The organism is Aquiflexum sp., from assembly GCF_041751335.1.
GTDB lineage: Bacteria > Bacteroidota > Bacteroidia > Cytophagales > Cyclobacteriaceae > Aquiflexum.
The window spans coordinates 1-4,072 of record NZ_JBGSXS010000376.1 but is presented as its reverse complement, the minus strand read 5'-3'; the positions used below and the strand labels follow the sequence as shown (position 1 = coordinate 4,072).

The 4,072-nt window shown below is 35.4% G+C and carries 2 protein-coding genes; one reads left to right on the top strand and one right to left on the bottom strand.

Annotated features, from left to right (window positions below):
- The first annotated feature begins 88 nt into the window (after nucleotides 1-88).
- Nucleotides 89-2,503, top strand: coding sequence for a BamA/TamA family outer membrane protein (locus ACEW8U_RS20130; protein WP_373523845.1), 2,415 nt, complete (start codon nucleotides 89-91; stop codon nucleotides 2,501-2,503).
- A gap of 3 nt (nucleotides 2,504-2,506) precedes the next feature.
- Here the strand turns inward: ACEW8U_RS20130 and ACEW8U_RS20125 are convergent, their stop codons facing one another.
- On the bottom strand, nucleotides 2,507-3,682 hold the full coding sequence (locus ACEW8U_RS20125; RefSeq protein ID WP_373523844.1) for an ATP-binding protein: 1,176 nt from the start codon (nucleotides 3,680-3,682) through the stop codon (nucleotides 2,507-2,509).
- Between the last annotated feature and the right edge of the window lie 390 nt (nucleotides 3,683-4,072).

Sequence of the window (4,072 nt, the reverse complement as noted above, 5' to 3'; positions counted from 1 at the left end):
CATTTTCCTGTTTCCGGAATTTTTTCTGGTGCAAGGATTTAATAAACTTAAGCGTATTTTTGCTTAACATTCGGTTAATTGCCAAATAGTGAATAAAGCCAAATATATAAACTTTCTCTTTCTGCTTATTTTTATTTCCGGTTGTTCTTTGACCGAGGGTCTCAAGGAAGGAGAATATCTGGTCTATGATGTCAATTTAAAAGGAGTCGATAAAAGTGATAAATCATCTCTCCAAAACCTAATCCGCCAAAATCCGAATACCAGAATCCCTTTAGTCAACACTTCTGTAGGTGTTTCACTTTATCGGTTTGGAGAATGGACTTTTGACAGTACCAAGCATCTAAACCGAAAAGCTAAATTAGAGGAAGAAAGGGGAATCTTGATCAAAATCGATGAAGAAAAAAAACTAGATAGGAATCAGTCAAAAAGACTCAATAAACTCAATACCAATATTACAGCGATAGAAAAAAAGCTGGATTTTGGAAATTTTTTTATGAGGACCGGAAATCCAAGGGTTATATATGATAGTGCAATAGCTGAGGAAAGCCGTAGACAAATGGAGTTTTATTTGTTCAACAATGGATTCTTTGATGCAGAGGCCGATTTTCTAGTTTCCAAATCCAAAAAGAAAGCGAGTATCACATATTTTATTACAGAAAATGATCCCTACATTATAGATACTTTTTATACCCGATCCGATGACTCGGATATCTACGACCTTTTGTTAAGCAATAATTCTGGCACCAATATCAAAACCTCTAAAATTTATGATCAAAACAACATATCTAAGGAAAGACAACGGGTTGAAGACCTGATGAAAGAAAACGGATATTATACCTTTTCCAGGTCATATATTGAATATAACGTCTTTAAGGATACCCTTGAAAAAACCGTCAATATTGAACAGGTGATCAGAAAACCTGTTTATGCAGAAAATCACCAGGTTTATACATTGGATTCCATTTATTTTTCCATCGATCCCCCTTCAAATGAATTTATAGATCAGGGATTTACGAATATTTATAAGGATATTAATTTTGAAGTTTATCAAGATAAATATTCTGAAAAAATCATTTCATCCAGGATTTTTATTTCAAAAGGAGACCTATACAATCGAACAGATGTCATTGAGACCCAAAGACAACTGGCCAATCTTGACCTTTTTAGATTTGTCAATATTGCATTTGATACCCTCGGAAACATCCTGAGGCCTCGCATCTACACCCAACCCAATCAAAAATACCAGATCACCAATCAGGTGGGTGCAAGTATCACTGAACAAGTACCGGGACCATTTTTCAGTCATTCTCTAAGAAATAGAAACCTTTTCCGTGGTTCAGAGATTTTTGAATTCTTTTTCAGAGCGGGTTTGGAAGGTGTGGTATCTGCCACAGGTGAAGGCGGTGTATTTCGAAGCAGGGAACTCAATACCTCAGCTTCAATTATTTTCCCACAGTTTCTGCTTCCTTTAGGCATTAATTCCCTTGAAAGGTTTGGTAGGTATAACCCAAGAACCAGAACATTGATTGGATATAATTATGTCAACAGACCTGAGTATATCAGAGAAAGTGTCAATGGGGTAATCAGCTATAATTGGAATACCAGAAATCTGAAACAGCAGTTTACATTCAATGTCCTTGATGCCAATTTTATTCGTTCCAGCCTCAGTGATGAATTCAGAATATTATTGGAAGGTCTTCAAGATCAAGGAAACAACTTGATCAATTCATTTTTGCCTTCCTATGTAAGCAGTGTATCTGGTCAGGTAATATTCAATTTCAACCAATACGGTGCATTTCAAAGAAACAGGGCTTCGCTGTTCAGATTGTTTCTCGAAAGCGGTGGTACAACCTTGAATTTTGTGAACCCTGAATTTGTAGAAGCACGAAGCCTTGCCTATTTCCAATTCCTAAAGTTTCAGGCAGATTTTAGAAGATATATCCCCATTACCAGACAACAGACCTTTGCTTACCGTCTCAATCTTGGCATGGCAAAACCTTATGGTGTCAGTAATGGGGTTTTGCCTTATGAAAAATACTTTTTTGCTGGAGGTAGTACCGGTATTCGAGCATGGCAGCCAAGACGTTTAGGTCCAGGTTCATTTACGCCAACTACTTTTGAAGATGGTTCTTTTGATTACAGATTTGAACAACCGGGTGATATCCTTTTTGAAGGAATGTTTGAGTTAAGGTCAAAAATCTATGGATATTTTGATGGCGCATTTTTTATTGACCTTGGAAATACCTGGACTTTCAATGATGATCCTACAAGGCCCGGAGCAAATTTTGAATTCAACAGGTTTTACAAAGAAATTGCCGTAGGCACAGGTTTGGGCTTAAGAATGGACTTTGATTTTCTTGTGCTGAGATTAGATATGGGTGTCAAAGCTGTTGACCCTGCAAGGCCACTTGGAGAAAGATTCATCTTGGGTAATTTCTTCAAAAGTTTCTTAGGCGACAGGGGGCAGACTGTTTTCAATATTGGAATTGGTTATCCATTTTAGGATCTAAACTTCCGATTTACCATGTCCATTAAGTTGTTTTTCTATAGGTAAAGTAAAATAAAAAGAAGAGCCTATTCCTTCGATACTTTCAACCCATATCCTACCACCATTTCTTTCCAAAAATCCTTTTGACAAAAGTAGTCCTATTCCAGCGCCTTTATTTTTTTTCCGAGGGTTGGACAATGTTTTTAATTGTGGTTTAAAAAGCTTTTCCATTATTTTATTAGACATACCAATACCCGAATCCTTTACCTGAACAGTTATCTCACTTTTATTTCGCTGAGCAATTATTATGATTTGACCACCGGGAGGGGTATGTTTGATTGCATTTGAAACCAAGTTCTGAAGAATTGAAAGCAACATTTTTTGATCTGCAAATACTATCTCATTTTTATCTATCTGAAGGACAAGATTTATTTTATTCAACTGAGAAGCTTCTTTCATTCTATCAAATACTTTTTGAACAAAATCTGCCAAATTAATTTTTTGAGGTGTAAAAGCCTCATTGGCGTACTTGATCCTTGACCATTCGACAAGATAATCCAGCATTTCCAATTCGTCTTTGGAAGTTTTGAGAAGGAGTTCAAGCATTTCACTGATCTCTTCCTCACTCATTTCTTTGATATTTTCCTTTAAGTTTGCCGCTAAACCTATTATTCCGGTCAATGGCGTCCTTAAATCATGTGAAATGATGGACAGTACACTTTCCTTATGGGAATTGAGCTCTTCAAGATCCTTGATGTAGGTATTGATAACCTCCTCAGGTTTCTTTAAATCAGTCAAGTCCCGTAAGATTTTAACAAACCCAATTATTTCTTCGTTTTCATTTTTCAGGGGAAAAACCAAGCCGTGAGCAATAAACTTGCTATCATCTTTCTTTTTATGCCAACGATCATCAGTTGCCCTTCCTTTTGACAATGCTATTTGGATTTCTTGATTTGGAATGCCATTTTCCAAATCCTCTTGGGTAAATATGATATCAAAATTTTCACCAATTATTTCATCAGTTTCCCAACCGAAAATATTTGTGGAACCCGAGTTCCAACTGTTGATTTTTAAATCTTTATCAAGTGTGAAAATAGAATAATCCTGAAGACTATCTATAATCTGACTATAAAATTCAGCGGAAGGAATGTATTTGAATTTGGTTTCTTTAGGGGAAATATTATTATTAAGCATATCAATATTGATGTTTTGGGTAGTGAAAAAAATTCTAATCCACGGTTATAGATTTTAATTATCAAAACTGAGAAATTATCGATGAAATTTTTTGTAGGAAATTCAATTTAACTTATAAGATTCACTGAAATCAACTTTTCGAAATTCAAAAACAAAAAAACTCCTTTAAAACTCTGGAAATATCTTCGTGAATTTGTTTTGAGGATCGGGAAAAGTTAATTTGGATTTAAATAACTAATGATGAAACCTGAACAATTTATAAAATCCTTGAAAGATAAAAACCCTCCAAAAGGTATTTCCTCACAACTACAAGCTTTGTGGCACGACGGTAAAGGGGATTGGAAAAAAGCTCATGATATAGTTGATGGCCCCTCTGATAAATTATCGGCA

Coding starts and splice junctions, on each gene's coding strand:
- ACEW8U_RS20125 (WP_373523844.1), bottom strand. CDS start 3,682: ATGCTTAATAATAATATTTCCCCTAAAGAAACCAAATTCAAATACATT.